General features: G+C 71.4%; 24 protein-coding genes and 1 pseudogene. 13 read left to right on the forward strand and 12 right to left on the reverse strand.

From position 1 onward, the window contains the following. Both LW587_RS20455 and infA read left to right on the forward strand, forming a co-directional pair. Positions 1-207 (forward strand): annotated as a pseudogene (locus LW587_RS20455) (branched-chain amino acid ABC transporter substrate-binding protein); the annotation flags it as partial. Between the two features lie 303 nt (positions 208-510). Beyond that, the gene (gene infA / locus LW587_RS20460) at positions 511-792 is read left to right on the forward strand and encodes a translation initiation factor IF-1 (protein ID WP_056239380.1); all 282 of its coding nucleotides are present in this window, start codon (positions 511-513) and stop codon (positions 790-792) included. A gap of 155 nt (positions 793-947) precedes the next feature. Here infA and LW587_RS20465 read toward each other — a convergent pair whose 3' ends face one another. The 4 genes from LW587_RS20465 to recO form a co-directional block, all read right to left on the reverse strand. Then, positions 948-1,214, reverse strand: a complete 267-nt coding sequence (locus LW587_RS20465; RefSeq protein ID WP_232631433.1) for a hypothetical protein — start codon at positions 1,212-1,214, stop codon at positions 948-950. An 8-nt stretch (positions 1,215-1,222) separates the two neighbouring features. Continuing rightward, positions 1,223-1,633, reverse strand: coding sequence for a hypothetical protein (locus LW587_RS20470; protein WP_232631434.1), 411 nt, complete (start codon positions 1,631-1,633; stop codon positions 1,223-1,225). 380 nt (positions 1,634-2,013) lie between these two features. Continuing rightward, complete coding sequence (gene parC / locus LW587_RS20475) at positions 2,014-4,260, reverse strand: DNA topoisomerase IV subunit A (RefSeq protein ID WP_232631435.1); 2,247 nt, start codon at positions 4,258-4,260, stop codon at positions 2,014-2,016. 253 nt (positions 4,261-4,513) lie between these two features. Further along, on the reverse strand, positions 4,514-5,251 hold the full coding sequence (recO, locus tag LW587_RS20480; RefSeq protein ID WP_232631436.1) for a DNA repair protein RecO: 738 nt from the start codon (positions 5,249-5,251) through the stop codon (positions 4,514-4,516). Positions 5,252-5,417: 166 nt separating this feature from the next. Here recO and LW587_RS20485 point away from each other — a divergent pair, with 166 nt between their 5' ends. Then, the gene (locus tag LW587_RS20485) at positions 5,418-5,837 is read left to right on the forward strand and encodes a hypothetical protein (protein WP_232631437.1); all 420 of its coding nucleotides are present in this window, start codon (positions 5,418-5,420) and stop codon (positions 5,835-5,837) included. Positions 5,838-5,995: 158 nt separating this feature from the next. After that, the gene (locus LW587_RS20490; protein ID WP_232631452.1) at positions 5,996-6,697 is read left to right on the forward strand and encodes a gamma-glutamylcyclotransferase; all 702 of its coding nucleotides are present in this window, start codon (positions 5,996-5,998) and stop codon (positions 6,695-6,697) included. 1 nt (position 6,698) lies between these two features. Here LW587_RS20490 and LW587_RS20495 read toward each other — a convergent pair whose 3' ends face one another. Both LW587_RS20495 and LW587_RS20500 read right to left on the reverse strand, forming a co-directional pair. Next, the gene (locus tag LW587_RS20495) at positions 6,699-7,493 is read right to left on the reverse strand and encodes a lytic murein transglycosylase (protein ID WP_232631438.1); all 795 of its coding nucleotides are present in this window, start codon (positions 7,491-7,493) and stop codon (positions 6,699-6,701) included. A 187-nt stretch (positions 7,494-7,680) separates the two neighbouring features. After that, the gene (locus tag LW587_RS20500; RefSeq protein WP_232631453.1) at positions 7,681-8,145 is read right to left on the reverse strand and encodes a YcgN family cysteine cluster protein; all 465 of its coding nucleotides are present in this window, start codon (positions 8,143-8,145) and stop codon (positions 7,681-7,683) included. A 553-nt stretch (positions 8,146-8,698) separates the two neighbouring features. Between LW587_RS20500 and LW587_RS20505 the strand changes: the two genes are divergently transcribed. From LW587_RS20505 to LW587_RS20525, 5 genes are all read left to right on the forward strand, one after another. Continuing rightward, on the forward strand, positions 8,699-10,957 hold the full coding sequence (locus tag LW587_RS20505) for a transglycosylase domain-containing protein (protein ID WP_232631439.1): 2,259 nt from the start codon (positions 8,699-8,701) through the stop codon (positions 10,955-10,957). An 8-nt stretch (positions 10,958-10,965) separates the two neighbouring features. After that, a complete protein-coding gene (locus LW587_RS20510) occupies positions 10,966-11,697 on the forward strand; it encodes a DUF1214 domain-containing protein (protein WP_442919175.1) in 732 nt (243 codons plus the stop codon). Further along, entirely contained in the window at positions 11,694-12,290 is a 597-nt protein-coding gene (locus LW587_RS20515; protein WP_232631440.1) for a DUF1254 domain-containing protein, read from the forward strand. Before LW587_RS20510 ends, LW587_RS20515 begins: the two co-directional genes overlap by 4 nt. 148 nt (positions 12,291-12,438) lie before the next feature. After that, positions 12,439-13,740, forward strand: coding sequence for an HlyC/CorC family transporter (locus LW587_RS20520; RefSeq protein WP_232631441.1), 1,302 nt, complete (start codon positions 12,439-12,441; stop codon positions 13,738-13,740). A gap of 417 nt (positions 13,741-14,157) precedes the next feature. Continuing rightward, the gene (locus tag LW587_RS20525) at positions 14,158-14,637 is read left to right on the forward strand and encodes a MarR family winged helix-turn-helix transcriptional regulator (protein ID WP_232631442.1); all 480 of its coding nucleotides are present in this window, start codon (positions 14,158-14,160) and stop codon (positions 14,635-14,637) included. A 107-nt stretch (positions 14,638-14,744) separates the two neighbouring features. Here the strand turns inward: LW587_RS20525 and LW587_RS20530 are convergent, their stop codons facing one another. Beyond that, a complete protein-coding gene (locus tag LW587_RS20530) occupies positions 14,745-15,110 on the reverse strand; it encodes a c-type cytochrome (protein ID WP_232631443.1) in 366 nt (121 codons plus the stop codon). A 94-nt stretch (positions 15,111-15,204) separates the two neighbouring features. Next, entirely contained in the window at positions 15,205-15,567 is a 363-nt protein-coding gene (locus tag LW587_RS20535) for a c-type cytochrome (protein WP_232631444.1), read from the reverse strand. A 329-nt stretch (positions 15,568-15,896) separates the two neighbouring features. Here LW587_RS20535 and LW587_RS20540 point away from each other — a divergent pair, with 329 nt between their 5' ends. Beyond that, a complete protein-coding gene (locus LW587_RS20540) occupies positions 15,897-17,330 on the forward strand; it encodes an FAD-linked oxidase C-terminal domain-containing protein (protein ID WP_232631445.1) in 1,434 nt (477 codons plus the stop codon). Positions 17,331-17,347: 17 nt separating this feature from the next. Then, entirely contained in the window at positions 17,348-17,605 is a 258-nt protein-coding gene (locus LW587_RS20545; RefSeq protein ID WP_232631455.1) for a DUF6894 family protein, read from the forward strand. Between the two features lie 78 nt (positions 17,606-17,683). Here LW587_RS20545 and LW587_RS20550 read toward each other — a convergent pair whose 3' ends face one another. Further along, positions 17,684-18,532: a 23S rRNA (adenine(2030)-N(6))-methyltransferase RlmJ gene (locus LW587_RS20550; protein ID WP_232631446.1), complete on the reverse strand. Its 849-nt coding sequence runs from the start codon at positions 18,530-18,532 to the stop codon at positions 17,684-17,686. Between the two features lie 158 nt (positions 18,533-18,690). Here LW587_RS20550 and LW587_RS20555 point away from each other — a divergent pair, with 158 nt between their 5' ends. Continuing rightward, entirely contained in the window at positions 18,691-19,926 is a 1,236-nt protein-coding gene (locus LW587_RS20555; protein WP_232631447.1) for a glycosyltransferase family 61 protein, read from the forward strand. Here the strand turns inward: LW587_RS20555 and LW587_RS20560 are convergent. The 3 genes from LW587_RS20560 to LW587_RS20570 all read right to left on the reverse strand — a co-directional run bounded on the left by LW587_RS20560 (position 19,856) and on the right by LW587_RS20570 (position 22,197). Next, positions 19,856-20,533 (reverse strand): ribonuclease T2, encoded by a 678-nt coding sequence (locus LW587_RS20560; protein ID WP_232631448.1) that lies wholly within the window; start codon positions 20,531-20,533, stop codon positions 19,856-19,858. The genes LW587_RS20555 and LW587_RS20560 overlap by 71 nt on opposite strands. 96 nt (positions 20,534-20,629) lie before the next feature. Continuing rightward, on the reverse strand, positions 20,630-21,097 hold the full coding sequence (locus LW587_RS20565) for a hypothetical protein (protein WP_232631449.1): 468 nt from the start codon (positions 21,095-21,097) through the stop codon (positions 20,630-20,632). Positions 21,098-21,315: 218 nt separating this feature from the next. Next, positions 21,316-22,197 carry an extensin-like domain-containing protein gene (locus tag LW587_RS20570; protein ID WP_232631450.1) on the reverse strand — a complete coding sequence of 294 codons (882 nt, stop codon included), beginning with the start codon at positions 22,195-22,197 and terminating at the stop codon, positions 21,316-21,318. Positions 22,198-22,330: 133 nt separating this feature from the next. On the opposite strand from LW587_RS20570, the gene LW587_RS20575 reads away from it, so the two are divergent. After that, complete coding sequence (locus LW587_RS20575; RefSeq protein WP_232631451.1) at positions 22,331-23,557, forward strand: amidase family protein; 1,227 nt, start codon at positions 22,331-22,333, stop codon at positions 23,555-23,557. The last annotated feature ends 437 nt before the right edge of the window (positions 23,558-23,994 follow it).

A 23,994-nucleotide genomic window follows, 5' to 3' on the forward strand; every position in this document is an offset into this window, starting at 1 on the left:
ATCCGGCGCGGGGTCGAGGGCGCGCGGTCGCCCGAGCCGGCCCGGGTCGCCGCCTTCCTGCACGGCGGCGCGCCCCTGCGCACGGTGCTGGGCGAGATCGCCTTCGACGCCCGCGGCGACCTCGCCCGGGCGCCCTTCGCGGTGGCGACGTGGCGCAGGCTGCCCGACGGCCGGATCGACTACGCGGGCACCGAAACCGCGCCCTGACGGGCTTGGATGCGCAGCGAAGCATCGATAACCTGCACGCGTCTCGTATCTTTGCGCGAAATTCTTGCGCAAAACGCCTCCGACGCTTAAGTCGCGGGGCTGGTGCCCCTTGCGAAACGCCTGCCGCGTCGGCGCCTCCCGCGAGGCGCCCGCCTCGGGCGTTTCGCGAGCGGCACCTGACGCCCGGTTTGCGCCAGCGCCTCCGAATGGATCGGACCCGCTGCGCCGCGCGTTCCGCACGACAGCGATTTTGTTCAATGCGCCGGTGCGCCCCGTGCAGGCGGCCCGGCTGGAGACGAGTGTATGGCGAAGGAAGAACTGATGCAGTTCGACGGCTTGGTCGTCGAAATCCTGCCGGATGCCCGCTATCGGGTCCAACTCGACCAGGGGCACGAGATCGTGGCCTACACGGCCGGCAAGATGAAGAAGAACCGCATCAAGACTCTGGCCGGCGACCGCGTCACCGTCGAGATGTCGCCCTACGACCTGGAAAAGGGACGCCTCGTGTTCCGCCACAAGGACGAGCGCGGCCCGACCGGCCCTCGCCCGCCCCAGCGCGGCGGCCAGCAGTTCCGTCGGCGCTGAGCCCCTGCCGCGCGCGCTCCCTCCAGAGCGCGCCACGCTTCGAGCGGCCCCCCGGAGCGGTCTCCCGGGCGGATGCTGTCCCTCCATCGGCACGATCGTCAGGACGACCCGGCGAACGCGGCCGTTGGCGTCGATTCGGCCACCGAGCGGCGGTTTCAGGAACCGGCGAGAATCGAACGGGACCTCGCGCGCCGCTTCGCCTGCGGCGGACCGCCCTTCACCGCCTCGACGAGAGCGGCGATGTCGTCCTCCAACGGTGACTCGACCGCTGCGGTAAGCCAATCGAGAACGAGGGCTTTGGCCTCGTCGCCATAGCGGGGAAACACGTTCAGATAGAAGGTTTCGACCGCTTCCGGGGAGTGAGGGCTGACCCCCGCCAAGCCTGAGGCGACAGCGGCGAAGGCCGCGGGATGTGTCGGCATGGTTCGACTCAACTCCAGTACGGCGCCAGCGCCGCATGCGTTTGCAGAGCGGCTTGGGCATCCAGATAAAGATACCGACCGTCGTTGCGACGGCCGCCCGTGAGCGTACTCCCTGGAAGTTTCGGGTGCTGGGCTGGATCGATCGTCCGCATCCCTACCATCTGGGTAGACCACCTGACGAGCCTGTCACCCCCTGCGGGATCGGCGTGGAGCCAGAGACGTCCCCGCCCCATCGCCTCCAGAGCGACGGTCAAAGCGACGTCGAACGCCATGCGCCCGATCTGCCGGGGAATGATCGCGGCGCCCTGCGCGCCCTTGAACTCCAGAATTTCGGCAGGGGCCGTGCTCAAGTACCAGAGATACGTCGCCGGCTGAGACCAATCCTCGAACCAGCGCTCGTTCGCCAGGAGCGCGATCATGGCGGCCGGCCTCTGCTCATCCCCGACCGTGGCCTGGAAGAGCCGCCCCCTCGCCGGATGCCGCCGAGGACGGTGAGGGGATGGATCATGCCCGGCCAGTTCCACGACGCGTCCGGCCTCGGGGACGGCTGACGGGCAATGACAGGTTGAACGTCCCTGTGCCAAGCCTGGCAGCGCCGCGCGCGCACTTCGTCCGCAGCGGTGATTTCAGGAACGAAGACAGGCAGTTCCAGACCATTCCCCCCCGAGCACGGAACGTACTTCAAGAATGAGGGCGAGGCGGCACGCCTCGAATCGATCGCGGCTCTCCAGTGAGCAGAAACGGCCAAGGTTCGCCGCGCGCATCGATCGCACTTCAATCGAAGCGTGTGCGACGGCGATCATCGCCCGAACCGCTCGAATTTCGGGAAGCTGCGGGTCATCAGCGTGCCGGCATCGGAGCGGTGGCCCATCCACTTCTCCAGCATTGCGGCCTGGGCGAGCCGCGCCTGACCCGAGCCGTCGCGCCAGGGCAGCCCCTCGCTGAGCCGGAACACGCAGGCTTCGGTGAGCCGGCTCTGGCGGCAGCGCTGCAGGCGCACGCCCTTGCCGCGGCTGAGCTCCGTCACCTCGGAGGCCGGGAAGACCAGCATCAGCTTGTCCGACGAGCAGACGGCGATGTGGTCGCCCTCGGCCGGGACCAGGAGCACGGCGGTGGCGCCCTCGTCGAGGCCGAGGATCGCCTTGCCCTTGCGGGTGTTGGCGATCAGGGCGTCGGAGGGCGCGAGGAAGCCGCGTCCGTCCGAGCCGGCGATCAGCAGCTTGCTGTCCGGCTTGTAGGGCAGAGCCGCGACGATCTCGGTGCCGTCGTCGAGATCGACCGCCAGCCGCACCGGATCGCCGAAGCCGCGCCCGCCGGGCAGCTTCGCGGCCTCGAGGGTGAAGACCTTGCCGTTCGAGGCGAGCAGCAGGATCTTCGCCGTCGTCTCGCTGGGGAAGGCGACCTTCAGCGCGTCGTCGCCCTTGAAGGTCACGCCCGAGAGGTCGGCGACGTGGCCCTTGAGCGCCCGGATCCAGCCCTTCTCGGACAGGATCACGGTGATCGGCTCGCGCTCGACCATGGCGGCGGTGAAGTCGATCCCGGCGGTGTCGGGCGGGTTTTCCAGGGTGGTGCGGCGCTTGCCCAGCTTGGTCTCGGGCCCGAACGTCTTCTTCACCGCGCGGATCTGCTTGGTGATGTCGGCCCATTGCAGCTTCTCGGAGGCCAGCAGGCCCTCGATCCCCTCCTTCTCGACCGTCAGCGCATCGAACTCGCGCTTCAGCTCCATCTCCTCCAGCTTGCGCAGGGAGCGCAGCCGCGTGTCGAGGATGGCGTTGGCCTGGATCTCGGTGAGCGCGAACCGGGCCATCAGGGCGAGCTTGGGCTCGTCCTCCTCGCGGATGATGCGGATCACCTCGTCGAGGTCGAGATAGACGATGAGCAGGCCGCCGAGGATTTCGAGGCGCCGCTCGATCTGCCCGAGGCGGTGGCGCGAGCGCCGCTGCAGCACGACGCGGCGGTGGTCGACCCATTCCCGCAGACACTCGGCGAGCCCGATGACGCGGGGGACCACGCCGCCGACCAGCACGTTGAGGTTGAGCGGAATCCGCGCCTCGAGCTCGGACAGGCGGAACAGCGATTCCATCAGCAGGACGGGGTCGACCGAGCGGGAGCGCGGCTCCAGCACAACCCGGACGTCCTCGGCCGATTCGTCGCGCACGTCGGCGAGAAGCGGCAGCTTCTTCTCCTGGAGGAGGTCGGCGAGCTTCTCGATGAGCCGGGCCTTCGGCACGCCATAGGGGATCTCGGTGACGACGATGTTCCAGGTGCCGCGGCCGAGATCCTCCTTGGCCCAGCGCGCCCGCACCCGAAACCCGCCGCGGCCGGTGCGGTAGGCCTCGCGGATGGTCTCGGGGGAATCGATCAGGATGCCGCCGGTGGGGAAGTCCGGTCCCTGCACGAAGGAGCAGAGCTGCTCGGAGGTCGCCTCGCGGTTCTGGATCAGGTAGAGCGCCGCGTCGCAGAGTTCGGCGGCGTTGTGCGGCGGGATCGAGGTCGCCATGCCGACCGCGATGCCCTGGCTGCCATTGGCGAGCAGGTTCGGGAAGGCCGCGGGCAGGACGACCGGCTCTTCCTTCTCGCCGTTGTAGGAAGCCCGGAAATCGACCGTGTCCTCGTCGATCCCGTCGAGCAGAAGCCGGGCGACCTCCGTCAGCCGCGCCTCGGTGTAGCGGTAGGCGGCCGGGCCATCGCCGTCGATATTGCCGAAATTGCCCTGGCCGTCGACGAGCGGGTAGCGCTGGGCGAAATCCTGGGACAGGCGCACCAGCGCGTCGTAGATCGCCTGGTCGCCGTGGGGGTGGAAGTCACCCATCACGTCGCCGACGATCTTCGCGCATTTCTTGAAGGCCGAGGTGGGATCCAGCCGGAGCAGGCGCATGCCGTACAGGATGCGCCGATGCACGGGCTTGAGGCCGTCGCGGGCATCGGGCAGCGCCCGCTGCATGATCGTCGAGAGCGCGTAGGCGTAGTAACGCTCCTCCAGCGCCGTCTTCAACTCGACGCTCTCGATGCCGTCGCCCGGCGGCGGCAGGACGGGCTGGCCCATCGTTCACTCCATACCCTGTCGGATCAGACGGCGATCGTTCGGCGTCTGCCCCCGCGACGGCGGGGCGGCGATCGCTCGCCGGGCGCACCGCGATCGGCCGAGGCCGCACGCGGTGCAAGGGGGCTCGCTCCGGCCATCGTCCCGGATCCGAGATCCCGGTCGATGTCCAAGTTTCTGGGCCACATCGGCTTTCGCCGAGAGCCGGCATCCGGCTCTCGCGTCGATGAAAGAGAACATAACACGAACGTCGCTCTCACTGTCCCGTGCCGAGTGCGACGAATCGTGCCCGCTCCTCCGGTGCGCTCAGCGCCCGCGGGCGCCAGACGTGCTGATCGAGGAAATACCCCGTCAAGGTAAACCCCTCCCGAACGTCCTGGGCGTCCGGCATGCGCCAGCCGCTGCCGGGCTGCGTCCGGTCCCGCAGGAACGGCGGCAGGGCGAGCAGACGGTCGCGGTAGGGCTCGCCGGCCGAGGCGCTCACCGCGCGCCCGCTCTTCGGCGAGACGTAGACCAGGGCGTCGTTGGCCCCCGTCGCCGCGCAATGCGACAGGTCGAGCCCGAAGCCGAGGTCCGCCAGCACCGCGAGTTCGAACCGCACCATCAGGGCGGGGGCGAGATCCGCCGCATCGAGATGCTCGATCAGCACCTGGGCCGCCGCGTAGAGCTCGGGATGGGGGTCGCGCTCGGGGAGAAGCCGCAGCAGCCCGCAAAGATGGCCGATGCCGTAGAGCGCGAGCCCCGAACCCATCAGCCGCGAGACCTCCGAGCGCAGCGGCTCGACCGTGTAGGCGCCGAGCGCCCCATCGAGCCGCGACCGCCATGCGGCCCGCACCCGGTTGCCGGGCTGGAGCACCGGCTGCATCCGCCGCGAGCGCCCCCCATGGACGAGCCCGAGATGGCGCCCATGGGCCGGCGTCATCAGTTCGAGGACGACGCCCGTCTCGCCGTGCTTGCGCAGGCCGATCACGAGGCCTTCGTCGGTCCATTGCATGGGGGGAGGATAGAGGGTTTTTCGGGTGAGGGGGATCGGATGTATGCGCCGTCGTTTCGGGGCGCCGCAGGCGAACCCGGAATGACAGCGGATTGATTGCGCCACCGAGCCCGTTTCACGCAGGGCTCGAAACGGCTACGCTTCTTCCCGTTGGGGAGATTCGGCGATGGGCGGACGGTGCGGTGGTGTGATGCGGGCAGCGATCCTCGCCGCCGGCCTCGGCGCCTGCACCGCGACGGCCCCGCCGCCCGCCCCGCAGACGGGCACCGGCACGGTCCGCGCGCGCATCGCCGCCCTGGCCCGCGGACAGGTCGTCTTCGGCGCGGTCTCCCTGCTCCCGGTGCGGTTCGCCCAGAGCCGGCTCGCCGGCCCGTTCGAGGATGGCGGACGCCGGCTCTACTGCGTCTCGACCCGGATGCACGGCCGCACCTTCAGCAAGCCGGAACGGCCCAAGCTCGTGGTGCGAGAAGAGGGCGACACGCTCAAGGTCCTGCGCGACGAGGAGGAGGTCTGCGAGGGGCATCGCAGCGAGCCGTTTCCGGAACTGGATACGCCCGCCTCATCCGCGCCGTCCGGGGCCGCGTGAGGCGGCCTGCCCGACGGGACGCCCTCACGCGGTGCCTCGCGCAGCAGGACGCCTGGGCGATCGGCCGGCCATAGGCCGGCCTCGGACCCGTGCGCGACGGCGTCGCCCGCCTCGTCCCGGCTTGCGCCGCGCCGTCCGGGATGGTCCGCTGCTGGACGATGGCCTCCCGCACGCTGACCCTTTCCCTCGACCTCATCGCCCGCGCCCATCCGGACCCCGTCGCCGACGACCCGGACGCGCTCGCCCTCCTCTCCGATGCCGAGATGGCGCCCGACCTCGCCGCGATGCTGGCGCGTCGCCTGTCACCCGAGGGCGGGTTGTGGGTGTTCGCCTACGGCTCGCTCCTGTGGAGTCCGGAATTTTCGTATCACGAGAGCCGCGTCGGCACGGTGCGGGGCTGGCACCGCCGGTTCTGCCTGCGGCAGCACCGGTTCCGCGGGACCCTGGCGCAGCCGGGCCTCGTTCTGGCGCTGGAGCGCGGCGGCCTGTGCCGGGGCGTCGCCTTCCGCCTCGACGAGGCGGACCCGCACGCGACGCTGATGCCGGTCTGGCGCCGGGAGATGAAGGGCAAGGGCTACGAGGCCCGCTGGGTCGCGGTCGCGACGGATGCCGGCCCGCTGCGGGCGCTGACCTTCGTGGCCAACCGCAGGAGCGAACGCTACACCGGGCGCCTGTCGGACGCGGATCTGGCGGACACGATCGCGGCGGCCGCCGGGCATCTGGGCCCGAGCGCGGAATATCTGTTCCGGACGGTCGAGGCCTGCGCCGAACTCGGCCTCCACGACCGGCATCTGTGGCGGCTTCAGGCGCTCGTGGCCGAGCGGCTGGAGCGGCGGGCCGCGAACGACCCGCCGCGGTAGCTCACTGACCGTCGATCCGGGCGCCGAGCAGGGCGATGGCGCGCTGGTAGACGCCGGCGGCGTTCCAGCCCTGGATGGCGGCGAAGTTCGGCTCGCCGGGCTGGTAGCCGGCGCCGCGCTGCCAGCCGTGGCCCTTCAGGAAGTTGGCGGTGGAGTTCAGCGCCACCGGGGCGCTGTCGAGGCTGCCGCCGACGCCGTAGGTCAGGACGTTCTTGGGCAGGAACTGGGTGTGGCCGACCTCGCCATGGGCGGCGCCGCGGGTCGCGGAGTTGAGCACGCCGCTGTCGACGAGCTTGAGCGCGGCGTAGAGCTGGTCGGTGAAGAAGGCCGAGCGGCGGCAATCGTAGGCGAGCGTGGCCACCGCCGAGAGGGTGTTCACGTTGCCCTTCACGGCGCCGAAGCCCGTCTCCATGCCCCAGATCGCCAGCAGCGGGCCCGGGGGCACGCCGTAGCGCTGCTCGATCGAGGCGAAGAGCGCCGCGTTCTGCGCCTTGAGGGCCCGCCCGCGGGAGACGATGGTGTTGCCGCCGCGCTTGGCCAGGAACTGGTCGAGCGAGAGCTTGAAGCTCTTCTGGCCGCGATCGGCCGAGATCGTCGCCGTGGAGTAGGAGGTGCCGGCCAGCGCCTGCAGGCTCGCCGCGCTCGCGCGGCCCCGGGCCTCGGCGGCGAACTCGTCCTTCCAGGCCTCGAAACCGGCGGCGGAATTGCCGCACTGCGCGGCCTGCGCCTGGCCCGCGAAGCCGGCCAGCCCCGCCATGCCCGCCGCCACGAGCATCCTGAACCCGCGTCTGGTCATCCCACACTCCTTCCGGCGCCGGCTCTTCGCCTGAGCGCCGCCGCATCCGTCGACGAGGCTTGCGGCTCCACTGTCGATCCGGGCGCCGCCCTCGAACCCCGAGGCGAGGCCATAATCCCACGGTCTGCCGAAAACCAGACCCCGGAGAATCACTTAGCTGTGGCGGTGGTGAGGCGGACCCGCCGCGTCAGGCGCCCTCCCCCGGCCAGGTCACGATCCGGTCGGGCAGCTCGTCCTCGGAGAATTCCTCCTCGTTGCCCGAGACGCGCCCGCGCACCGAGATGCCGGCCTCGTGCACGCTGGCCTTCCGGCCGCTCACCAGGGGATGCCAGCCCGGCAGGTCGCGGCCCTCACGCACGAGCCGGTAGGCGCAGGTCGGCGGCAGCCAGGGGATTTCGCGCACCGCCTCCGGGGTCAGCCGCACGCAGTCCGGCACCCGCTTGGCGCGGTTGCGATAGTCGCGGCAGCGGCAGCCATGGGCGTCGAGCAGGGTGCAGCCGACATCGGTGTGGTGGATCTCGCCCGTATCGTCGTCCTCGAGCTTCAAGAGGCAGCAGCGGCCGCAGCCGTCGCACAGGCTCTCCCACTCCGCCGGGTCCATCTCCTCGAGGGTCTTGACCCGCCAGAACGGCCCCTCGCCGCGCTCCGCCATGATGTCGGCGCCTCGCTTCTCTCGCATCCGTTCCATTCCGGGACGGCGCCCCTCCTGCCGCATGGCGCGGGGCGGGGCAAGCCGCCGATGCGTTCCCGTGAGCCCGACGCGGCCTCACCCCCGTCGTTCCGGGGCCGCGGAGCGGAGCCCGGATTCCATGACGGGCCGCGACGCCTCTGTTCACCGCGCATCACGGGGGGATTCCGGGTTCGCCTGCGGCGCCCCGGAATGACCGCGAGAGAGGTGAGGGAGAGCGATCGACCGAACCGCGTGGTCCGGATCGCGGTGACGCGGCGGGCGGCGCAGGTCTCGAAGGCCACGGCGCCGTCTTTTGCCACACCCCCGCCCGGATCGGCGGCGAGGCTGGAGCCCGCCCGCCTCCGTTAAGGTTAAGCAATGCTTGTCCGGTCCCGGCTGCGCCCACGGCCCGGGCCTCGCGTTCCTTAACGGATACGAACGCTCGCGGGGGCGCCCGCGTGCTGATATGGAACGGCAGGGCGCCCGGCCACGTCCGGAATTCGGCCGGTCTCCTGGAGAAGAAGCGGATCACCCTGTGCGCCTGCCGAGCCTCAAGACGCTGAAGACGCGGCTCTCCCGGGCGGCGCTTGCCTTCGACGCCTGGGTCAATGCCGGGCTCTACGAGGGCGGCCACTCGACCACGGAGGCCTATGAGCGCTTCCAGGCGCGGATGCAGGTCTTCGCCTTCCGGGGCTGGAAGCGGGTCGCCCTCGACCTGACCAGCGAGGGCGTGACGCTCGGCGCCGCGGGCGCCACCGTCCTGCTGTTCCTGGCCCAGCCCGCCTTCAACCTGACCAACGACAACTGGCTCAAGGCCCAGGATCTGGCCGTCACCTTCCTCGACCGCTACGGCACCGAGGTCGGGCGGCGCGGCATCAAGCACGACGACTCGCTCAAGTTCGACGACTTTCCCGAACTGATGATCAAGGCGCTGCTCTCCACCGAGGACCGGCGCTTCTACGAGCATTACGGCATCGACCCGATCGGCACGGCCCGCGCCCTCGTCTCGAACTCCTCGGGCAAGGGCAACACGCAAGGCGGCTCGACCATCACGCAGCAGCTCGCCAAGAACCTGTTTCTCTCGAACGAGCGCTCGCTGGAGCGCAAGGTCAACGAGGCGTTCCTCGCCTTCTGGCTCGAGACCCACCTGACCAAGAACCAGATCCTCAAGCTCTATCTCGACCGCGCCTATATGGGCGGCGGCACCTTCGGCGCGGTGGCGGCGGCCGATTACTATTTCGGCAAGCGCCTCCAGGACATCACGCTCGCCGAGGCGTCGATGCTGGCGGGCCTGTTCAAGGCGCCGACGAAGTACTCGCCCAACGTCAACCTGCCCGCCGCCCGCGGCCGGGCGGTCGACGTGCTGCACAACATGGTCGAGGCCGGCTTCGTCACGGAGGGCCAGATCCAGACGGCGCTGCGCAACCCCGCCACCCCGGTGACCCGCACCCGCGACATCACCGCCGACTACTATCTCGACTGGGCCTTCAACGAGATCCGGCGGATGGCCGATGCCGGCAAGCTGCGCGCCGACCGGGTGCTCACCGTCAAGACGCCCCTCGACCTGTCGATCCAGCGCTCCGCCGACCAGGCCGTCGAGGGCATGCTGCGGCGGCTCGGCGACCAGTACGACGTGGACGAGGCCGGCGTGGTGATCCTCGATCCCGATGGCGCCCTGCGCGCCATGGTCGGCGGCGCCGATTACGGCGAGAGCCAGTTCAACCGCGCCACCGACGCGCTGCGCCAGCCCGGCTCCTCGTTCAAGCCCTACGTCTATGCCGCCGCGCTCGCCTCGGGCCTCTACAAGCCGGAGACGACGGTGGTCGACACCCCCGTCTGCATCGGCAACTGGTGCCCGCAGAATTACGGCCGCTCCTATTCGGGCCGCCAACCGATGTGGCTCGCCGTGGCGAAATCGGTCAACACGATCCCGATCCACATCTCGATCGCCCTCGGCAAGGCGATGGGCATCACCCATGTGGGCAATGCCGCCAAGGCGGGCCGGAAGAAGATCATCGACACGGCGCATGCCATGGGCATCACCACGACGCTCGCCGACACGGTCTCGCTGCCGATCGGCTCGGCGGAGACGACGGTGATCGACCAGGCGGCGGCCTACGCCGTCTTCGCCAATGGCGGCCGGCTCGCCAAGCCCTACGCCGCGGTCGAGGTGAAGAACTCCGCGGGCGAGGTGATCTATCGCCACGCCGACGAGAAACCGGTGCAGGTGCTCTCGTCCCAGGTGACCGCGGACATGAACTACATGCTCAACAAGGTCGTCGAGGAGGGCACCGCCCGCAAAGCCCAGATCGAGGGCGTGAAGGTCGCGGGCAAGACCGGCACCACCAACGGCTACCGCGACGCCTGGTTCGTGGGCTACACCGGCAATTATGTCGGCGCCGTCTGGTACGGCAACGACGACCACAGCCCGACCAACAAGATGACCGGCGGCTCGCTTCCGGCGATGACGTGGCACGAGATCATGGCGCCGGCGCACCAGGGCATCGAACTCAAGGCCCTGTCCGGCCTCAACGACCGCAACCGCGGCCCCCAGGCGGTGCAGGCCCAGGCCGAGACCGCGGCGGCGGCCGCGAGTGCGGGCGGAAAGCTCTCGCGCCGCTCCTTCGAGGTGCTGTCGGGCCTCAACGGGCTGTTCCGCACCATCGAGTCGAGCCGCCCCTCCGCACAGACCCCGCCGGCCCGCTCCGGCGCCCTCGACGGAACCCGCATGCCGGGCCTCACGCCGCTGGACGTCGCCGAGGGCGCCCGCGCCACCGGCTTCGGGACGCCCTGAGCGGCACGATGGACACGCACAGGCTGAGCGACACCGGCCCGGCGATGGAGGCCTCCCCGCCCGCGCGGGAGCAGGATTCGCGGGGGCGGAAGGCGGGGCGGCGAAACGCGGGGCTCCTGCGGCTGCGGCGCCTCGCGCGGGGCGCGGCGGCGCGCACGAGCCGGGTCGGGCTCGTCGTCTACGCCCTGGCCCTCGGCGGGGTTCTGGGGCTTCTCAGCGCCGACTACGCCACCCGGGGCGGCTACCCCTTCGGCGGCACGGCCATCGGCAGTTGGACGGCCTGGCCGCGGGCGGGGGCCTTCGACGCCGACCCCTATGCCCGCGCCGTCAACGCCCGGCGCGGCGCCATCCCGCTCGCCGTCGGCGAGGGGATGCTGCTCACCGCCGCGCAGGACGACGAGGGCCGGGCGCTCGATTCCCGCTGCAGCTACCGGCTCTCGGGCGTCACGCCGCCGTCCCGCGCCTGGACCCTCACGGTCACGGGCCGGTCCGCGCCGGAGGGCGCCCCCCCGCCGCTGCGCGAGGGCTTCACCTCCACCGAGATCCTGCGCGACGCGGACGGGCTGTTCGCGATCCAGCTCTCCCCCGAGGTCCAGCCCGGCAACTGGCTGCCGATGCCCCGCGGGCGCGGGGCGGTGCAGCTGTCCCTGCGCCTCTACGACACGCCCGTGGCGGCGAGCGTCAGTTCCCTCGACCGCGACAGCCTGCCGGCGATCCAGCGCACGGGATGCCTGCGATGAGCCGGGCCGGCCTCCTTCTCGCCACCGCCGCCGGGCTGGTCCTGGCGGGCCTCGTTCACGTGGCGGCGGTGCTGGCGATCCCGCGCTTCGCGGAGGGCGACGCCTTCACCCGCGCGAAGGCGAGCGAATCCCTCGACCATCCCTTGCGCATCCACGACCTGACCGGGGGCGGCCCGCCGCAGGAAGCGTGGCTGCCCGATCCGGATCCGGCGGTCTCGGTGGGAGTCTGCTCCTACGATCTCGACGACGGCCCGATGCGGGTCTCGGCCCAGGCCGGCGCCCTGATGCTCTCGGTCTCGGTCCACGGCCGCCGCGGCGCCTTCTACGCGCTCACCGACCAGGCGGCGGTGCGCGGCAGCCTCGACCTCGTGGTCATGACCCGGGCCCAGTTCGACGAGGCCCTGGCCAACGATCAGGCCGGAGAGGTGACGCGGGACGTGCGCATCATCGCTCCCGTGCGCCGGGGCTTTGCGGTGGTGCGGGCGATCGCCGCGCTGCCGAGCCAGCGCGCCGCCGCCGACGCCGCGGTGCAGGCGGTCTCCTGCACCATCGACAGCCCGGCCGAGCCCACGGCCGAGGACGGCAAGCGCTGAGGACGGAAACGGCTGGGGACGGCTGCTGAGGCGCGGGGGGCGCGCCCGTCCCGCCTCGGAGAGAGGGGAGGCGGCGCTCGCCGCATCGGCCTATACTGCCGCGGTGCCGGATCCCGGCCAGGCATCAAGGGACCTCCGGGCCGCGCCCATGGACGACCACACCGAATTCTGGCTCGCGGCGGGCATCGTCCTGATCGCCCTGATCCTCTCCGCCTTCTTCGCGGGGGCCGAGACCGCCTACACCGCCGCCTCGCGGGCCCGGATGCTGGCGCTGGAGACCGCGGGCAGCCGGCGGGCCGGCCGGGTCAACCGCATCCTCGCCGGCCGGGAGCGCTTCATCGGCGCCATGCTGATCGGCTACAACCTCGTGGCCATCGGCGCCTCCGCCTTCACCACCGGCGTGCTGGTCCATCTGTTCGGCAAGGTCGGCGTGCTCTACGCGACCGCCGCGATGTCGGTGCTCGTCATCGTCTTCGCGCAGGTGCTGCCCAAGACGCTGGCGATCAACAATCCCGATCGGATCGCCCTCGCCTCGGCCGGGCCCGTCGCCGTGGCGGTGCGGCTGCTCGGGCCGCCGGCACTCGCCGCCGAGGCCCTGGCGCGGATGCTGCTGCGCCCGCTCGGCCTGTCGATCGATGCGGGGCGCTCGATCCTGACGCCCACCGAGGAGATCCGGGGGCAGGTCGCCCTGCTCCATCGCGAGGGCAGCGTCGAGAAGACCCAGCGCGACATGCTGGGCGGGCTGCTCGACCTCGGCGAGCTCACCGTCTCCGAGGTGATGGTCCACCGCACCACGATGCGCACCATCGATGCGGGCCTGCCCTCCGAGGAGATCGTGCGGGCGGTGCTGGCCTCGCCCTATACCCGCATGCCTTTGTGGCGGGCGAGCCAGGAGAACATCGTCGGCGTGCTCCACGCCAAGGATCTGCTGCGGGCGCTCGACGCCGCGGGCGGCGAGGCGGCGGGCCTGAAGGTCGAAGCCCTGGCGCTGGAGACGTGGTTCGTGCCCGACACCACGACCCTGCGCGACCAGCTCAAGGCCTTCCTGGCGCGCAAGACCCACTTCGCCCTCGTGGTCGACGAGTACGGCGAGGTGATGGGCCTCGTGACCCTCGAGGACATCCTGGAGGAGATCGTCGGCGACATCGCCGACGAGCACGACGTGGCGGTGTCCGGCGTGCGGCCCCAGGCCGACGGCGCCGTGCTGGTCGAGGGCGGCGTTCCGGTCCGCGACCTCAACCGGGCGATGGACTGGACGCTCCCCGACGCGGAGGCGACCACGGTCGCCGGCCTCGTCATCCACGAAGCCCGGGCGATCCCCGATGCCGGGACCGCGTTCAACTTCCACGGCTTCCGCTTCCAGGTGCTGCGCAAGGCCAAGAACCGGATCGCCTCCCTGAGGATCACGCCCCTGGCTCCGCTTGCATCGCGGCGGGACGGCGAGGCCTGAGGGCGACCCCGTCGGCGCGGGCCTGCAGCCATCCCGTGCGGGAAAGGAAGCAATGCACACAGTTTGATTGTGCCCTGCGGGAGCTTCCTTTAGGGTCATGTCCTTGAGTGCCCCGCGGATTTTCGGATCGTCGGCCGGTTGCCACGGTTCGGACGGCGTTCCGCGGGGGACACGCAAGGGTCCGTCGCGGGATGTCCGCCGCATGGGCGCCTCCGGTCGATCGCGCCGACGCGGCGCAGGATCAAGGCGCCTCAGCGGCGGTTCGTGCATGTGCGGGCTCTGTCCGTCGGCAGCGGCGGGTGGAGTCGCCGGGGTGGATCGCCCATATGGTACCGCGGCCCGCCGCCCTGTGCCCCTCCGCTCCGGCCCCGCCCGCGAGGGACCGGGCCGGCGGGTCCCGCACATCGAGGATGGACCATGAGTGACCCGGGCCGAGACGACCCGCAATTGCTGGACAACCAACTCTGTTTCGCGGTGTACGCGGCCGCCCACGCCTTCGGCCGGGCCTATCGCAGCCTGCTGGCCCATCACGAGTTGACCTACCCGCAATACCTCGTGCTGCTGGTGCTGTGGGAGGAGGAGGGCCTGTCGGTCAAGGAGATCGGGACCCGGCTGTTCCTCGATTCGGGCACCCTCACCCCGCTCCTCAAGCGCCTCGAGGCCTCCGGCCATGTCCGCCGCGCCCGCGACCGGCCGGACGAGCGGCAGGTCAGCATCTTCCTCACTGAGAAGGGACGCGGCCTCAAGGGCAAGATGGACTGCCTGCCCCTCACGGTCGGCGGGATGACCGGCATGCCGATGGAGCAAAGGCGGGCGCTCCTCGACAGTCTCGCGACGATGCGCGACGAACTCCATGCCCGCGCCGCCGGACCGGACGCCGTCGCCGAGCCCTGCTGACGAAAAGGCCGCCCCGACGGGACGGCCCTCGCGCATCGCGGCCGAACCAGGCCGACGGGTCCGAGGGAACCGTCCCGGACACGAGGTCCAGGACGATTCCCGCCCGATCAGGACTTGGTCTTGAGGTAGGCGATGATGTCGTTGACCTTCTTCTCGTCCTTGATGCCCGGGAAGACCATCTTGGTGCCGGGGACCTTCTTCTTCGGGTCGATGAGCCACTCCTTCAGGTTGGCCTCGTCCCAGGTGATCCCGGAATTCTTGAGCGCCTCGGAGAAGGCGTAGCCGTCGCGGCCCTGGCCGGCCTTCTCGCCGACGATGCCCTTGAGCTGCGGGCCGACGCCGTTCTTCTCGAAGTTGTGGCAGGACTTGCAGGGCGCGAACGCCTTCTCGCCAGCGGCGGCGTCACCCTCCTGAGCCTGGGCGGCGACGGGCAGGAGCAGCGCGAGCGCGGCACCGAAAATCATATGACGCATGGGTGTTTTCCTCCTTGGAAGCGGTTCGACGCGATCTCTTCGAGGCGGATCGCGCTGGCTCCGAGCCCGGACCAGCCCGTGATCGGGCGTCGGATCAGGACTTGGACTTGAGGTAGGCGATGACGTCCTCGACCTTCTTCTCATCCTTCAGGCCCGGATAGGCCATCTTCGTGCCCTTCACCTTGTTGCTCGCCGGGCCGATCAGCCACTCCTTGAGATTGGCCTCGTCCCAGGTGAGGCCGGAATCCTTGAGAGCCTGCGAGTAGCTGTAGCCCTCACCGGTGCCGGCCTTGCGGCCCACGACGCCCTTCAGGCTCGGGCCGACGCCGTTCTTCTCGAAGTTGTGGCAGGCTTTGCAGGGAGCGAACGCCTTCTCGCCGGCGGCGGCATCGCCCTCCGCCTGTGCGGCGACAGGCAGGAGCAGCGCGAGCGCGGCGCCGAGGATGAGGTGACGCATCGTTGTTTTCCTCCTTGGGGCGGCCGGAGCCGGTGCGCTTATGGCAGAGCTTTCCGCCTTAGAACAGATATAGACTATGCCTCGCCGCCGTCCAGTCGAGCTAGCGTCGTTGTGAAGCCGTCTGCTTCGTCCCCCGCCCGCGCCCGGCGGGCCGGACGAGGCGCTCCCGCGTCACCGGGGATCGGGCGCGGGCGGATCCTGCCGGGTGCGGCGAGGGACACGATAGGCTAGAATCGAACCAAACGGCGTTCGGGTTCCGGCGCGGTGCGGCCAATTCCGTCCCGCCCGGCGCCGCCGAGACGCCGACCCGAACGGAGGAGATGCCGGCCATGTCGATCGCCTTTCCCACCCCGAATGCCGGCGTCATCGCCCGCCGCGAGGCGATCATCGAGGGGCTCTCCACCCTGGTGGCGCCGGAGGCCCTGGTGACGACGGAGGACGAGCGCCGCGCCTTCGAGACCGACGGGCTCACCGCCTACCGCCAGATGCCGCTCGCCGTGGTGCTGCCCTCGACCACGCAGGAGGTCGCGGCGGTGATGGCCTTCTGTCACGCCAACGGCGTGCCGGTGGTGGCGCGCGGCGCGGGCACCTCGCTGGCCGGCGGGGCCATCGCCCAGGCGGACGCGATCATCCTGGGCGTGGGCAAGATGACCCGCATCCTCGATCTCGATTTCGCCAACCGCACGGCCCGGGTCGAGGCGGGCATCACCAACCTCGCGATCTCGGGGGCGGTGGCGCATGAGGGCTTCTTCTACGCCCCGGACCCGTCGAGCCAGCTGGCCTGCACCATCGCGGGCAACATCGCCATGAACTCGGGCGGGGCCCACTGCCTCAAATACGGCGTGACCACGAACAACCTCATGGGCGTGACGATGGTGACCCATGACGGCACCGTGGTCGAACTCGGCGGCCAGCACCTCGATTCCGGCGGCTATGACCTGCTCGGCCTGATCTGCGGCTCGGAAGGGCAGCTCGGCATCGTCACCGAGGCGACCGTTCGCATCCTGCGCGCGGCGGAGGGCGCGCGGCCGGCGCTGGTCGGCTTCTCCTCGGTGGAGGATGCCGGTGCCTGCACCGCCGCGATCATCGGGGAAGGCATCATCCCGGTGGCCATCGAGTACATGGACCGCGAGGCGATCCTCATCACCGACGATTTTTCGGGAGCCGGCTACCCCCGCGACGCGGCGGCCATGCTGATCATCGAGGTCGAGGGCTCGGACGAGGAATGCACCGACATGCTGGCCCGGATCGAGGCCATCGCGGCGCGCTTCAATCCGACCAGCATCCGCGTCTCGAAGTCCGAGGCCGAGTCGGCGGCGATCTGGAAGGGGCGGAAATCCGCCTTCGGCGCCACCGGCCGCATCTCCGACTACATCTGCATGGACGGCACGATTCCGACCGGCCAGCTCGGCCACGTGCTGGAACGCATCGGCGCGATCTGCGCCGAGCAGGGCCTGCGCGTCGCCAACGTGTTCCATGCCGGCGACGGCAACCTGCACCCGCTGATCCTGTTCGACATCAACACGCCCGGCGAGCTGCAGAAGGCGGAGGCCGCGGGCGACGCCATCCTCAAGCTCTGCGTCGAGGTCGGCGGCTGCCTCACGGGGGAGCACGGCGTCGGCATCGAGAAGCGCGAGCTGATGCGCTTCCAGTACGCCCAGGAAGACCTCGAGCAGCAGATGCGGGTGCGCAACGTGTTCGATCCCGCCTGGCTGATGAACCCGGCCAAGGTGTTTCCCCTGGAAGGCCGGGTGGCGGCGTGAGCGCCCCGGGACAGCCCGTGCCCCGCTACTTCTTCCACACCCGCATCGGCGACACCCTCCTCACCGACGAGGAGGGTGTCGCCCTGTCCGATCCCGACCATGCGTGGCGGGTCGCCCGGGCGACGATCCGCGAGAGCCTCGCGGAGGAGGCCGCCACCAGCCGGCTGATGGGCGCGGTCCTGATCGTCGCCGACGAGGCCGGCGAGACCGTGTTCGAATTCCCCTTCGCGGAGGCCGTCGATGCGGCGCCGGACGAGGAGGACACCCTGCACTGACGGGCCGGCGCCCCGGGCGCGGCGTCGAGCGCATCGTCCGTATCCGAAAGCCGGAGGGACCCTTTTGCGAACGATGGGCTACCCGTCCGGCCCCAGCCGCTCGCAGCGGAACGCGCCGTAGCCGCTCCGCGCCAGCCGCTCGGCGAGGGCGGGCAGGAACAGCTCCGCTTCGGTGGCGAGCGTCCAGGGCGGGTTGATCACGATCAGCCCGGTGCCGGAGAGCCGCGTCGGGTCGTCGGGGCGCTCGATCATCAGGTCGAGGCGCAGGGCCGGCCGCTCCAGGCCCGCCGCGAGGGCGGCGGCCATGCGATCGACGGCGGACACGTCCTTGATCGGATACCAACCCAGAAAGATCCCGGTCGGCCATTTGCGGGCGGCCCTGAGCAGGCTCTGCCCCAGCCGGTCGATCTCGCCGCGCGCCTCGTAGGGCGGGTCGATCAGCACGAGGCCGCGGCGCTCCGGCGGAGGGATCAGGGCGTTGAGGGCCGTCCAGCCGTCGAGCTGCAGAACCTTTGTGCGGCTGTCGCGGGCGTAGCGCTCGGCCAGCGTCTCGGCATCGACCGGATGCAGCTCGACGAAGATCCCCTTGTCGCCCGCCCTCAGGTGCTCGCGGATGATCGCGGGCGACCCCGGATAGGTCGTGGCGCCGTCGCGCGCCCGCACCGCGGCGACCGCCTCCCGGTAGGGCCCGAGCAGCGCCTCGACCTCCGGCGCGAAGGGGGCGTCGAGGCGGCCGAACCCGTCCTGCCACTCGCCGGTGCGCCCGGCCTCGTCCGCCTCGAGGTCGTAGACCCCGAGGCCCGCATGGGTGTCGACGGCCCGGAACGGCTTCGGCTTGGCCGTGAGATGTGCTAGCACCCGGGTCAGAACGAGGTGCTTGAGCACGTCGGCGAAATTGCCGGCGTGGAAGGCGTGGCGATAATTCACCGGGCGGCCGGGAACGGGCGTCGCGGCACCCTGCGCCGGAGCGGCGTCGGGCGGTCGGGGCGCGGTCGGGTCATGCTGGCGGCGTCCGTGTGTCGAGGTTTCCGGGAATGTCCGATCCGTCCGCGTCGATGACTCCGGCGGTCCCTGCCCCCGTTCCGGTGACCGACCTGCCGAACCGTCGGACCCTCGCGATCGGACGGGCGCTGCGGCCGGACGCGGTGCTCCGGCCCTCCTTCGACGGCCAGGATCCGGCCGCCCTCCTGAAGCAGGTTCCGCGTCACGAGACAATCCCGCCCCGGGTCGAGGTGATCACCCTCCCCGGCGGCTATGTCCGGTTCGGCGAGGGCCTCGACGGGATCGCCCTCACCGCCGAGGGCCGGCCGGTCTTCGAGACCACCTACTTCGCCTGGGGCCACCAGCCGCTTCCGCCGGAGGCCCTGCCGGCGCAGGCCCGGGTGATCGACGAGGACTGGGTCACGATCGTCGATTGCGCCTGGGGCAACCACTACCATCTCCTGACCCTGGCGCTCCCGAAGCTCGCCTATGCGCGGGCGCATCTGCCCGGCGCCCGGGTGATCGTGCCCGCCCGCCGCCCCGCCGGCCCGGGGGACGGACGGCCGGCGATGCTCGACCAGCTCCTCGCCCTCAGCCCGGACGGCGACCGCGTCCTCCAGGTCGACGACGGCCTCTACCGGCCGCGCAACCTCCATCTCATCTGGACGAACATCGCCGCGCCGCCCGCCCTCCACCTGATCGACGAAACCTTCGCCTGTTTCGAGGCCATGGCGCGGGCGATCCCCGCCGTTCCGGGGCGGCGGTTTCCCGAGCGGATCTTCATCGAGCGCGTGCGCGACGCCCGCCTGCCCGATCCGCGGGCCAACCGCAGCCTCGACCGCTACCTGGAGGCCCACGGTTTCGAGAAGGTCCGACTGGAGACGCTCGACATGGCCGACCAGATCCGGCTCTTCGCCGGGGCGACCCACGTGGTCGCCGCCCACGGCGCCGGCCTGAGCAACCTCGTGTTCGGGGGACAGCGGGTGCGGGTGCTCGAGCTGAACCGCGACCTCGACGGCCAGGGGGCGCTCCGGCCCTGGTTCCTGCTCATCGCCGCCGCCCGGGGGCAGCATTACCAGTTCCTGAACGCCACGGCCTGCGAACTGGCCGACCTTCCCATGGGACTGGCCTTCGACCGGCTGATGGGGACCCGCCGGCAGGCCCTGCGGATGGGCCTCGTCCGGCTGCGGGACCGCCTGCGGAGGCGCGCCGCGCGCCTGCTCGACCGCACCAAGGGCACGGCGAAGAGCGTCGCCGGGGGCGGAGCGCTCAGCGGGCGGCCTCGATCGTCACCTCACCCGCGCGACAATTCTGGCGCGCCACCTCCGGACAGGGGCTGAAGCCCCGCAGATCCTTCGTGAAGCAGATCCGGACCTCCTGCAGCTGAGCGCGGCGGCAGGTGACCGACATCATGTCCGGGCGCAGGCCCCGGTTGGCCGCCACGAACTGGCGGGCGATGTCGATGGGCGCGGCCTGCAGGCTCGCCTCCGGCTTCCGGAAGGCATCCGGGATCGTCACCGCCTCGCGCGCCGTCTTCACCGCCTTGAAATAGGCGACCGGATCGAGGCCCGAGCAGGTGCCGTGGGTGCGCCATTCGTGGCGGGCCAGCCCCTCGCTCGGCATGATCTCGCCCGCGGCCTCGACGGCGTTGCGGGTGAGCGGGCGCTCCGTCGCGCCGCAATTCGACGGGAAGCCGCGCTCGTATTGCGGCCAGAGCCCGTGCACGACGAAGCCCAGGCCACGCCCCGGGGCGCATTGGCCGTTGCGGTCGCGGCGCGCGCCCTCCCCGTCGCAGTAGGTCGGCGACCAGGAGAGCGCCAGCACGTAGAAATCGAAGGCGCCGGGCTCGCCGCCGCGGCGGAACCCGCCGAATTCCTGCGCGACCGCGCCCGCGGCGGAAGCCAGGGTCAGGCCGAGGGCCAGGACGGCGAGGCGGAGGCGGTGCATGGACGGGTCTCGCGGAAGGGGCGCCCCGACGATGCCGGGCGCGGGCCGCAAGTCAAGCGTGTGCCCGGCAGGGCCCGTCCGTTTCCCGTCCGGCCGTCAGGGCCGGGCCATCCGGCAGGCGGTGGCGTAGGCATAGGCCAGGTTGCGGTCGAGGCCGTGCACGCAGAACTCCACACCCCAGGTCGAGCCGATGATGCCGAGGCTCTCGCGCACGGAATAATCGACCTTGCGGCGCACGCCGTCGGAGGTCGTGGCCACCGCCGAGCAGTAGCGGCGGGGGATGAAGTCGACCCCGTAGGGCCGCCACGCGGTGCGCTCGATCCGCTCGTAGGAGAGGATCGTCAGCGACGAGTTCCAGAACTTCGCCTCCTTCTCGGCGAACTGGGTCGCGACCTTCTCCAGCACCGCCGTGTCCTGGCAGCCGGGAATGTCGGCGTCGTAGGGGAAGGTCTGCTCCTCGGCCGGGGAGATTTCTTCGCGGCCCGAGCGGGCCTGGGCCGGCAGCACGGCGGAGGCCGTGACGAGGCTCAAGGCCAGAACGGCGAGGGGAAGGTTCGGGCGCATGCCGCTCAGATCCGCCTGTTGCGCGTGCCTCGCGAAACTCCCGATCGGCGCCGGTGTCCCGATCGGACCCGGCGGGCGGCGGAAGCGTCGTGAGCGACACGGAAGATGGCGCGAGACGATGACGGCCGCCGGGTCCAAGTCAAGCTTGGGCCGGGCGGCGCCGACCGTTTTGGCGGCCGCTGGGGTATCGGGGGCACACCCCGGCGGCCCGCCGCGGATCAGTAGATCGGCTCGGCCGAGGCCGCGGGACCGGCATAGGCCGCGCCCGGGGCGGCGGAGCGGGTGGAGCGGCCCCCGGCGCCCGCGGCGGCATAGGGGTCCTCCTCCTCCATCTCGACGGGCGCCTGGGGCGGGGCCGGCTGGCGGACGGGCGGGCGGGGCGAGGCCATCGGCCGGGGGGTGCCGTCGGCGGCGTAGAGCTGCGACTCGAACTTGAGCAGCGGCTTGCAGACCCGCCGCAGCCCCCGCGGGTCGTGGCGGGCGAGATCCACGTGGATGTGGTCGTAGTGGAACATGTCCGACCCCGGGCCGAGCACCGTGCTGAACCGGGCGCAGGCCCCGACGAAGACCTCGCGCAGGAACGCCTGCTCGGCCTCGGTGCCGCGCCAGCCGCCCTTCACGGTGATGACGTGGCCGTCGGCGAGGGTGAAGGACATGATGTCGAGGGCGTTGCCGAAGGAATGCTCCGAGAGCTTGGCGCCGACCCGGTTGTTGCGCCCGCGGCAGGCATAGGAGCCCGCGTTGATCTCGGCCACGGCGACGCCGAAATAGAGGGTGGCGGCCGGCTGGATCGTGTCGGCGAGCCACGCCTCCGCCTCGGCGAGGGCCGGGCAGGCGAGCGTCACGCGCTGCTTGAGCGCCACCGCGCCGTTGCCGAGCCGGGTCACCCGGAACGGCTGCTGCATGCCGCAGGGGCCGGGCCCGTCGATCTCGCGTGCCAGCGAGACAAAGGCCGTCGGCTGAACGAGCTTCCGGGCGATGCAAGCCTGCTCCGCCTGGTCGCGCCACGCCTCTCGGCGCTCGAACCGGTTGATCGCGCATCCGGTGAGGCCCGCGCCGAACAGCGCCAGGGCCGAGAACGCAAACACTTTACGCCACATGCCGATGATGGTTCGCGCAATTTTGTAAACGCGCCGCTAACGATGCCGCCGGACGGGCCGCGACCGTGGCCCCGGTGTATCGGCCCTGTGGAGCGCTGTTGACAGGGGGGCGCCCTCCCCTCACCCCACGGGCATGATATCGCTCATCGCCCTCAGCTCCTGCATCGAGGCCGGCACGCTCAGCGCGGATTCCGCGATCCGCGAGGCCCGCGCCCGGATCGCCGCGCAGGATCCTGCGATCCGGGCCGTGCTGCGCACCGCCCCCGAGGGGCCGGCCCCGGCCGCAGGCCCGCTCGCCGGCATCGCCGTCGGCATCAAGGACATCATCGACACCGCCGACATGGCGACGGAATACGGCTCGCCGATCTATGCCGGCTGGCGGCCGCGGGCGGACGCCGCCGTGGTGGCGCGGCTGCGGGCGCTGGGCGCCGTGCCGCTCGCCAAGACCGCGACCACGGCCTTCGCCGGGCTCGACCCCTGCGCGACCGTGAACCCGCACGATCCCGCCCACACGCCTGGCGGCTCGTCGTCGGGCTCGGCGGCCGCGGTGGCGGCGGGCATGCTGCCCCTCGCGCTCGGCACCCAGACCGGCGGTTCGGTGATCCGCCCGGCCGCCTTCTGCGGGGTGGCGGCGATCAAGCCCTCGTTCCGGCTGATCCCGACGGTGGGGGTGAAGACCTTCTCCTGGGCGCTCGACACGGTGGGGCTGTTCGCCCGCGGCGTGCCCGACCTCGCCCGGGCGCTGGCACTCATCGTCGATCGCCCGGCGATCGCGGCGACGGAGCCGGGCGCCCCACGGATCGGCCTGTGCCTCCAGCCCTTCGCGGGCGAAGCCGACGCCGACGCGGTCGCGGCGCTGCACCGGGCCGCGCGGGCCGCCGAGCGGGCGGGGGCTGAGGTCGCCGACCTGATCCTGCCGGAGGCCTTCGCCCTCGCCTGGGAAGCCCATCCCCACGTCCAGGATTTCGAGGCGCGCCAAGCCCTCGCCTGGGAGGCCGCGCAGCACCGCGCCCGCCTGCCGGCGCGGCTCGGGCCGCAGCTCGATCGGGCGCAGGCGATCACCACCGCGCATTACGACGAGGCCCGCCGCCACGCTCACCGGGCCCGCCGCCTCCTCAAGGAGATGTTTTCGGGGTTCGACGCGATCCTGACCGTCTCGGCGGTCGGGCGGGCGCCGGACCGCGCCACGACGGGCGATGCCTGCTTCAACCGCCTCTGGACGTTGATGGGCGTGCCCTGCGTCAACGTCCCCGTGCCCGGAGACGGACTGCCCCTCGGGGTTCAGGTCATCGCCCGCTTCGGCGACGACGGGCGGGCGCTCGCCGTGGCCGGGATGATCGCGGCGGCGCTCGCCGCCTGATCCGGGCTCCGCTTGATCAAAGCGGACCCCGGATCAGGCAAGCCCGCGCGGCGTTTGAGCGAAGCCCAAATCCGCCATCCCGAAGGGATCAACTGGATTGGGTATGACGCATCGGCCCGAGCGGCGGCTCTCGCCAGAGGCCGGTGCCCTTGTCCCGCGGGCGCGACGAAGTCCCGCAGCCGCAACGAAAAAGGCCCGGAGCGTGTCCCGCTCCGGGCCTTTTCTCGATCAGGGTCGTCGTCCGCGGCTCACTTGCCCGCTCACTCGGCCGCGTTCGGCGTGTCGGTCGGCTCCGGGGCCGGCGTCTCGCCCTCGGCGCCCTTGTAGCGGGTGCGGCGGCGGCGGGCCTTCGGCGCGGGCGCCTCGTCCCCGGCGGACGACGGGGCGGCGTCGGCCGCCTCGACGGAGGACGGAGCCTCGCGCTCCGGCGCGGACCG

The sequence above is a fragment of the Methylobacterium sp. Leaf118 genome (genome assembly GCF_920984675.1).
GTDB lineage: Bacteria > Pseudomonadota > Alphaproteobacteria > Rhizobiales > Beijerinckiaceae > Methylobacterium.

What these genes read in the sequence shown, in the direction of transcription:
- infA (WP_056239380.1), top strand. Translation starts at nt 511, where the DNA reads ATGGCGAAGGAAGAACTGATGCAGTTCGACGGCTTGGTCGTCGAAATC.
- LW587_RS20465 (WP_232631433.1), bottom strand. Translation starts at nt 1,214, where the DNA reads ATGCCGACACATCCCGCGGCCTTCGCCGCTGTCGCCTCAGGCTTGGCG.
- LW587_RS20470 (WP_232631434.1), bottom strand. Translation starts at nt 1,633, where the DNA reads ATGATCGCGCTCCTGGCGAACGAGCGCTGGTTCGAGGATTGGTCTCAG.
- parC (WP_232631435.1), bottom strand. Translation starts at nt 4,260, where the DNA reads ATGGGCCAGCCCGTCCTGCCGCCGCCGGGCGACGGCATCGAGAGCGTC.
- recO (WP_232631436.1), bottom strand. Translation starts at nt 5,251, where the DNA reads ATGCAATGGACCGACGAAGGCCTCGTGATCGGCCTGCGCAAGCACGGC.
- LW587_RS20485 (WP_232631437.1), top strand. Translation starts at nt 5,418, where the DNA reads ATGGGCGGACGGTGCGGTGGTGTGATGCGGGCAGCGATCCTCGCCGCC.
- LW587_RS20490 (WP_232631452.1), top strand. Translation starts at nt 5,996, where the DNA reads ATGGCCTCCCGCACGCTGACCCTTTCCCTCGACCTCATCGCCCGCGCC.
- LW587_RS20495 (WP_232631438.1), bottom strand. Translation starts at nt 7,493, where the DNA reads ATGACCAGACGCGGGTTCAGGATGCTCGTGGCGGCGGGCATGGCGGGG.
- LW587_RS20500 (WP_232631453.1), bottom strand. Translation starts at nt 8,145, where the DNA reads ATGGCGGAGCGCGGCGAGGGGCCGTTCTGGCGGGTCAAGACCCTCGAG.
- LW587_RS20510 (WP_442919175.1), top strand. Translation starts at nt 10,966, where the DNA reads ATGGACACGCACAGGCTGAGCGACACCGGCCCGGCGATGGAGGCCTCC.
- LW587_RS20515 (WP_232631440.1), top strand. Translation starts at nt 11,694, where the DNA reads ATGAGCCGGGCCGGCCTCCTTCTCGCCACCGCCGCCGGGCTGGTCCTG.
- LW587_RS20520 (WP_232631441.1), top strand. Translation starts at nt 12,439, where the DNA reads ATGGACGACCACACCGAATTCTGGCTCGCGGCGGGCATCGTCCTGATC.
- LW587_RS20525 (WP_232631442.1), top strand. Translation starts at nt 14,158, where the DNA reads ATGAGTGACCCGGGCCGAGACGACCCGCAATTGCTGGACAACCAACTC.
- LW587_RS20530 (WP_232631443.1), bottom strand. Translation starts at nt 15,110, where the DNA reads ATGCGTCATATGATTTTCGGTGCCGCGCTCGCGCTGCTCCTGCCCGTC.
- LW587_RS20535 (WP_232631444.1), bottom strand. Translation starts at nt 15,567, where the DNA reads ATGCGTCACCTCATCCTCGGCGCCGCGCTCGCGCTGCTCCTGCCTGTC.
- LW587_RS20540 (WP_232631445.1), top strand. Translation starts at nt 15,897, where the DNA reads ATGTCGATCGCCTTTCCCACCCCGAATGCCGGCGTCATCGCCCGCCGC.
- LW587_RS20560 (WP_232631448.1), bottom strand. Translation starts at nt 20,533, where the DNA reads ATGCACCGCCTCCGCCTCGCCGTCCTGGCCCTCGGCCTGACCCTGGCT.
- LW587_RS20565 (WP_232631449.1), bottom strand. Translation starts at nt 21,097, where the DNA reads ATGCGCCCGAACCTTCCCCTCGCCGTTCTGGCCTTGAGCCTCGTCACG.
- LW587_RS20570 (WP_232631450.1), bottom strand. Translation starts at nt 22,197, where the DNA reads ATGTGGCGTAAAGTGTTTGCGTTCTCGGCCCTGGCGCTGTTCGGCGCG.
- LW587_RS20575 (WP_232631451.1), top strand. Translation starts at nt 22,331, where the DNA reads ATGATATCGCTCATCGCCCTCAGCTCCTGCATCGAGGCCGGCACGCTC.